At 64.1% G+C, this 6,532-nt stretch carries 8 protein-coding genes; 7 read left to right on the top strand and 1 reads right to left on the bottom strand.

Going from position 1 to position 6,532, the window contains the following annotated elements; genetic code table 11:
- A partial coding sequence (locus MOV75_RS23220) for a LysR family transcriptional regulator (RefSeq protein WP_247006680.1) occupies positions 1-711 on the bottom strand: 711 nt, incomplete at its 3' end.
- A gap of 151 nt (positions 712-862) precedes the next feature.
- Here MOV75_RS23220 and MOV75_RS23215 point away from each other — a divergent pair.
- From MOV75_RS23215 to MOV75_RS23185, 7 genes are all read left to right on the top strand, one after another.
- The gene (locus MOV75_RS23215; RefSeq protein ID WP_258719559.1) at positions 863-1,819 is read left to right on the top strand and encodes an N-carbamoyl-D-amino-acid hydrolase; all 957 of its coding nucleotides are present in this window, start codon (positions 863-865) and stop codon (positions 1,817-1,819) included.
- A 25-nt stretch (positions 1,820-1,844) separates the two neighbouring features.
- Positions 1,845-2,672 carry an ABC transporter substrate-binding protein gene (locus tag MOV75_RS23210; protein WP_246929810.1) on the top strand — a complete coding sequence of 276 codons (828 nt, stop codon included), beginning with the start codon at positions 1,845-1,847 and terminating at the stop codon, positions 2,670-2,672.
- Positions 2,669-3,526, top strand: a complete 858-nt coding sequence (locus tag MOV75_RS23205; RefSeq protein WP_246929809.1) for an amino acid ABC transporter permease — start codon at positions 2,669-2,671, stop codon at positions 3,524-3,526. Before MOV75_RS23210 ends, MOV75_RS23205 begins: the two co-directional genes overlap by 4 nt.
- Positions 3,523-4,287, top strand: a complete 765-nt coding sequence (locus MOV75_RS23200) for an amino acid ABC transporter ATP-binding protein (protein ID WP_246929808.1) — start codon at positions 3,523-3,525, stop codon at positions 4,285-4,287. The genes MOV75_RS23205 and MOV75_RS23200 overlap by 4 nt, the downstream gene beginning before the upstream one ends.
- A 15-nt stretch (positions 4,288-4,302) precedes the next feature.
- Entirely contained in the window at positions 4,303-5,118 is an 816-nt protein-coding gene (locus MOV75_RS23195; protein WP_246929806.1) for an ABC transporter substrate-binding protein, read from the top strand.
- On the top strand, positions 5,105-5,989 hold the full coding sequence (locus tag MOV75_RS23190) for a polysaccharide deacetylase (RefSeq protein WP_246929805.1): 885 nt from the start codon (positions 5,105-5,107) through the stop codon (positions 5,987-5,989). Before MOV75_RS23195 ends, MOV75_RS23190 begins: the two co-directional genes overlap by 14 nt.
- 22 nt (positions 5,990-6,011) lie before the next feature.
- Positions 6,012-6,532 (top strand): aspartate/glutamate racemase family protein (locus tag MOV75_RS23185; protein ID WP_247006682.1); only part of this gene is annotated, 521 nt, incomplete at its 3' end.

The raw sequence follows: 6,532 nt of genomic DNA, 5'->3' as shown, positions 1-6,532 counted from the left end.
GACGCCGACGCCGGCGGCCGCCAACACGCAGGCAGTGTTGCAATAGCGCACTTCCACGGTCGACTGGAATGGCGCGCCGGCGCGGGCAAAGCTCTCGCGCACGGCTTCGCCGAGCCGCGTTCCGCGCTCGAGTCCGATAAAGGGCAGGCCGACAAGGTCAGAAGCGGAGACGATCGGCTGCGCGGCGAGCGGATGTGTTGGCGGCAGCACGCAGACCATCTCGCCGGTGTGCACCACTTCATGCGCAATGCCCGGATGATGTGTGAGCCCGAGCGCGAAGCCGAGCTCGGCGACATGGCTCAGCACACCCTCGATGATGCCCTCATAGCGGCGGACGTCGAAGAACACCCGCGTCTCGGAGCGACTGCGCAGGAAGGCCGACAGAGCCGATGGGATGATGCTATAGGCAAGCGGCGGCGTCGCCACGATCGACAGATGTCCGGACCGATTCTCGCGCAAATCGCGCACGCGGCTTTCGAGCTTGGCATGCAGCGCGAAGATCGCTTCGCTCTCCTTGTAGAGCGCCATAGCCTCGGCGGTTGGAAACAGCCGGTTGTTGACGCGCTCGAACAGCGCAAAGCCTGCTTGTGCCTCCATGGACTTCAGCGCGTTGCTGACGGCCGGCTGCGAGAGCGCGAGCTCGTCGGCTGCCGCCACCGTGGTGCGGTGGCGAATGACGGCACGCAGGATCTCGAGCTGGCGCAGGTTCATATAAGTCCAGATTATACTCTCGGCCAAAAGATCATAGCACGGCGAATTGCTTTTGCAGCGGCGTTTCCGCCTAATAGCGCCGGATTTGCACGCTGTATCAAAGAGTTCTGTCGCCTATTGAGGCAGCAGCGCGCACAGATTGGAGGCAGTCTTGGTTCGTGTCCTTCGCGCGGCCGCCGCCCAGATGGGGCCGACGCAAAAAGCCGATACGCGGGAGCATACGCTGGCCCGAATGCTTGGCTTGTTGGAGGAGGCGGCCGCGCGCGGCGCGAGCCTTGTGGTGTTTCCGGAGCTCGCCTTCACCACTTTCTTTCCGCGCTGGCTGCTCGAAGGCGCAGCCCTCGACCAATATTTCGAGCGCGTCATGCCGAACCCGCAGGTCGCAAAACTGTTCGATCGCGCCCGCGCGCTGCGCATTGGCTTCTATGTCGGGTATGCCGAGCAGACGGCAGACGGCCGGCGCTACAACTGCGCCATCCTGGTCGATCGCGCCGGCGAGGTTGTCGGCCGCTATCGCAAGGTGCACCTGCCGGGTTCGGTCGAGCCGCGGCCGGGCGCGCTCTACCAACAGCTCGAAAAGCGCTATTTCGACTATGGTGACCTCGGCTTTCCTGCGTTTCGCGCCGGCCCGGCCTGGAGCCACGCGATCATGGGCATGATGATCTGTAACGACCGTCGTTGGCCGGAATCCTGGCGCGTGCTCGGCCTTCAGGGCGTCGAGCTTGTCTGCATCGGCTACAATTCAGCTGCCTATGATCCCAATGGCGGCACCACGGAGGATGCGTCCTTGCGCACCTTCCATTCAACGCTCGTCACGCAGGCCAACGCCTACATGAATGCCACATGGGCCATCTCGGTCGCCAAGGCGGGCGAGGAGGACGGCTCCGGGCTGATCGGTGGCTCCTGCATCGTCGATCCCAATGGCCGCATCGTGGCGCAGGCAGCGAGCCTGGCGGACGAGGTGATCGTCGCCGACATCGATCTCGATCTCTGCCGGCAGGGCAAGGACAAGATGTTCAACTTTGCCGCCCACCGGCGGCCGGAGCAATACAGAGTGATCACGGAGCGCGCCGGCGTCATCGAGCCGGCCGTTCTCGATGCGGATTGATTCACGGCGCGGGCAAGGACCTGACATGATACGCTTCCCGATGTTCACCGGCTTCGCGGCGCTTTTCGCCATCAGTTCGGCGCAGGCGGCCGAGCTGCCGTCAGAGATCAAGCAGGCCGGCACATTGCGGCTCACGGTCAATTCGACCTACGCGCCGATGGAATATCGTGATCCCGCGACGAACGAGCTCGTGGGGCTCGACATCGATCTCGCGGGCGAGTTGGCCAAGCGGCTCGGTGGCCTCAAGATCGTCTGGAGCGAGACGCCCTTCGCCGAGCTGATCCCCTCGCTCCAGACCAAGCGGGCCGATTTCATCATCTCGGGCATTTCCGACCGCAGCTCGCGGCGCGAGACCGCGGATTTCATCGACTATCTGACGACAGGTCCGCAGTTTTTCGTGATGGCGGAGAGCGAGGCCAAGGCTGCCACCGATCTCTGTGGCAAGAAGGTCGGCACGACGCGCAGCACGAGCTTTCCCGTCGAGATCGACAAGTGGAGCAAGCAGAATTGCGAGGCGGCCGGCAAGCCTGCCATCCAATACGTTCCCGGCGAGAATTCGATCGACGTGCGCAACCAGCTCAAGCAGGGCCGCATCGACGCTGCGGTGCAGGGCAGCGAGACCTTGCCATATGCCCAATCGCAGGAGGCCGGGAAATATCGCCTCGTCGGCGAGCCCTTCGCCAAAGGTTATCAGGGCATCATGTTCCGCAAGGATGACGTCGTCTTGCGCGAGGCGGTGACGGAAAAGCTCAGCGCGATGATCGCCGACGGGAGCTACAAGGCCATCCTCGACAAATGGGGGCTGGGCGCGAACGCAGTCGCCGAGCCCTTGATGAACGCGGCTCCGCAATGAAGGCAGCGCCCGCCCTCGCTGAAGGATTTCCCGATCTCTCCGGGATGCATGTTGCGCGCGAGCCGCACTGGTTCCGCTGGTTCAGCGCGGCCCTGATCGTTCTGGTGCTTGTCGCCATCGCCCGCGCGTTCGCGAACGGCCAGATCGAATGGTCCTACGTCAGCCGCTTCCTGACCGCCAAAGTCATCCTGGAAGGCATCGTCAACACGATGGTGATGGCCGTGCTCGCCATGGCGCTCGGCATCTTTCTCGGCGTTGTGGTCGCGATCATGCGGCTGTCGCCCAATCCGGTGCTGAAATCGGTCGCCGCCGGCTACACCTGGCTGTTCCGCGGCACGCCGCTGATCCTCCAGCTCCTGTTGTGGTTCAATCTCGCGCTGGTGTTTCCGACCATCGGCATTCCCGGCCTGTGGAGCGCGCGGGCCGTCGACATCATGACGCCGTTCCTCTCCGCCCTGCTCGGGCTCGGCATCAACCAGGGCGCCTACACATCCGAAGTGATGCGGGCGGGGATGCTGTCGGTTGACGTCGGGCAGTACGAGGCTGCGCAGGCCATCGGCATGGGGCGGCTGCGTGCGCTGCGCCGGATCATCCTGCCGCAGGCGATGCGGGTGGTGATCCCGCCGATCGGAAACGAGTTCATCGGCTTGGTGAAGGCCACCTCGCTCGCCAGCGTCATCCAGTATCCGGAGGTGCTGCATAACGCCGAGAACATCTACTACGCCAATTCCCGCGTGATCGAGCTCCTGATCGTTGCCGGTCTCTGGTATCTTCTCGTGGTGTCGATCTTGACGCCGCTTCAGATGCTGCTCGAGCGACGCTTTGCCCGCGGCACCATGCAGTTCGCCCGATGACAAAGCCCCTTGTCGCGATCCGCTCCGTCAGCAAGGCCTTTGGCGAGTTTCAGGCTCTCAAGGACGTCTCGCTGGATGTCTGGGGCGGTGAGGTGATGTGCCTGATCGGCGCTTCCGGCTCGGGCAAGACCACGCTGCTTCGCTGCATCAATCAGCTCACCGCGATCGACAGTGGCGGCATCTGGCTCGCCGGTGAGCTGCTCGGCGTGCGGGAGGAGGGCGGACGCCTGCACCGCCTGACTGAGCGGCAGATCGCGAAGCAGCGGCTGAAGACCGGCATGGTGTTCCAGCGCTTCAACCTGTTCCCGCACAAGACGGCGCTGGAGAACATCACCGAAGGCCCGGTGCAGGTGCAGGGCCGCAAGCCGGACGAGGTGCGCGCAGAGGCCATCGAGCTGCTCAGGCGCGTCGGGCTGTCGGCTAAGGCGCAGTCTTATCCTGCGCAGCTTTCCGGTGGCCAGCAGCAGCGCGTCGCGATCGCCCGCGCACTGGCCATGAAGCCGATGCTGATGCTGTTCGACGAGCCGACCAGCGCGCTCGACCCCGAGCTCGTCGGCGAGGTGCTCGCGGTCATGAAGGAACTGGCGCGGAGCGGCATGACCATGATGGTGGTGACGCATGAGCTCGGCTTCGCGCGCGAGGTCGCCGACCGCGTTGTCTATATGGACCACGGCGCGATCGTCGAGCAGGGGCCGGCGTCCGAGATTCTCGGCGCGCCGCGGGAGGCGCGCACCAAGGCTTTTCTCTCGGCGGTGATCTGATATGGGGGCGTTTTGATGAAGAGACTTGTTGTTGCGGCGGCACTGTTGCTGGCCACGGGTGTTTCGGCAAGGACGATCGAGCTGCCGCCGGAGATCGCCAAACGCGGCAGCCTCAAGGTCGCGCTGGTTCCGAACTATCCGCCCATGGAGTTTCGCGATCCCGCCACCAATGCGCTCTCCGGCTTTGACGTCGATCTCGGGGAGGCGATCGGCCGCAAGCTCGGCGTCAAGATCGAATGGCAGGAGACCAGCTTCGCCGAGTTCATGCCGTCGATCTCGACGGGCCGGGTGGATGCGGTGCTGTCGGGCTTCACAGACTATGCGAGCCGGCACGAGACAGCGACCTTCGTCGATTACCTGCGCAGCGGTCCACGCTTCTTCGTGCAGCAGTCCCGCGCGACCGAGTTCAAGGACATGGCTGCGCTCTGCGGCAAGAAGGTCGGCGCCAGCCGCCGCACCTCGTTCCCGGCGCAGATTGCGGCATGGAGCGAGAAGAACTGTGCCAGCAATCCGATCGTCTTCGTAGGCACAGACGGCTCGGGCGATGCCCGCAACCAGCTCAGGCAAGGCCGTATCGATGCCGCCGTGCAGGGCAACGAGACGCTGCCCTATCTCATGGATCTCGAACCCGGCGTCTACGCGCCGGTCGGCGAGACCATCGCGCAGCAGCTCACCGGAATCGCGCTGCCCATCAAGGAGAAGGCATTGCAAGAGGCGATGGCGCAGGCGGTCGATGCGCTGATCGCGGATGGCACCTATCGTGCGTTGCTTGCGAAATGGAAGTTGACCGATAACGGGATTGAGAAGGCGACTATCAATGCTGGACAGTAAGGCACTTGCGAGTATCCCGCTCACCCCGGCCAACACCGCCGATCCCGCACCCGACTATCCCTGGCCAAAGCCTTATACGTCGGCGATGTTCCTGTCGTTCGATGTGGACGCGGAAAGTGCCTGGACCAGCAAGGATGCAGTTCACGCGCAGCGCCTGATCACCATGAGCTATGGTGGTTATGAAGCGCGTGTCGGCACGCCCAAGCTTCTGGAGCTGCTCGACCAGCTCGAGTTGAAGGCGACGTTCTTCGTCACCGGGTGGTCGGTCGATGCGCATCCGGCGATGGCCGAGTCGATCATCAAGGCCGGCCACGAGATCGGCCATCACGGCTATCATCATCTCCTGCCGGATCCCGGCGATCCCTGGATTGAGGAAGAGCTCGAGCGCGGCTTCGAGGTGCTGAAGCGCCGGCTCGGCGTCAAGCCGATCGGCTATCGCGCGCCTTACGGCGAATTCACTGAAGAGCTGCGCAAAGCGCTGGTGCGCCACGGTATCGTCTATACTTCGTCGTTCCGCGACGACGTCCGGCCGTATCGCCATCGCCTCGCCGACGGCAAGCCGGGCACGATCGAGTTGCCGGTCACTGCGAGCTACGACGACTGGATGCATGGCCTCTCGGCGCGGTTCAGCCCGCGCTCGATCTTCCCCAAGGAGCACGTGCTCTCGATCTGGAAGGACGAACTCGACGAGGTCAGGGACTGGGGTGCAATGGTGACGACCGTGCTGCATCCGCAATGCAGCGGGCGTCCCATGCGGCTTCGGCTGTTGCGCGAATTCCTGACTTACGCAAAATCCTGTCCCGATCTCTGGATCACAACCGGTCGCGATATTGCCGCAAACTTCCAGCGCCACGAAGCGGGCAATCGTTGAGCCAAGCTGCTTGAGCCAAGTCATGACATCGAGCCGTCGCCGCATCCTGATCATCAATCCGAACTCCTCGGCTTCGGTCAAGGCGGCGATCGACGAGGCGGTGGCGCCGTTGCGGATCCCGGGCGGGCCGGAGATACTGGTCGTGAGCCTTCCCGAAGGACCGCCCAGCATCACCTCGCAGCGAGATGCGGACAGCGTTGTCATGCCGCTGGTGAACCGCGTCGCGCGGGAAGATGCGGATGCTTTCGTTATTGCTTGCTTCAGCGATCCCGGCCTGCATGCAGTCCGCGAAGCCGCCGGCGGTCGTCCCGTCATGGGCATCGCCGAGTGGGGTATTTTGCGGGCGCTGACGCTCGGCGAGCGGTTCGGCATCATCGCGCTATCGCCGCAAAGCATACGACGCCAGCAGCGCATGGTGCGGCAGATGGGGTTGGATGCCCGCTATGCCGGAAGCTGGTCGGTGGGTGCCAGCGCCGCGGAAACGGCGGGCGGCGATATCCGTGATCGCCTCATCGAGGCGGGCCGTGCGCTGGTTACGCAGCG

The sequence above is a fragment of the Bradyrhizobium sp. PRIMUS42 genome (assembly GCF_023006515.1).
Classification (GTDB): domain Bacteria; phylum Pseudomonadota; class Alphaproteobacteria; order Rhizobiales; family Xanthobacteraceae; genus Bradyrhizobium.
This window is presented reverse-complemented; position numbering and strand designations above follow the sequence as displayed.

What these genes read in the sequence shown, in the direction of transcription:
- MOV75_RS23210 (WP_246929810.1), top strand. Translation starts at nt 1,845, where the DNA reads ATGATACGCTTCCCGATGTTCACCGGCTTCGCGGCGCTTTTCGCCATC.
- MOV75_RS23195 (WP_246929806.1), top strand. Translation starts at nt 4,303, where the DNA reads ATGAAGAGACTTGTTGTTGCGGCGGCACTGTTGCTGGCCACGGGTGTT.
- MOV75_RS23200 (WP_246929808.1), top strand. Translation starts at nt 3,523, where the DNA reads ATGACAAAGCCCCTTGTCGCGATCCGCTCCGTCAGCAAGGCCTTTGGC.
- MOV75_RS23205 (WP_246929809.1), top strand. Translation starts at nt 2,669, where the DNA reads ATGAAGGCAGCGCCCGCCCTCGCTGAAGGATTTCCCGATCTCTCCGGG.
- MOV75_RS23190 (WP_246929805.1), top strand. Translation starts at nt 5,105, where the DNA reads ATGCTGGACAGTAAGGCACTTGCGAGTATCCCGCTCACCCCGGCCAAC.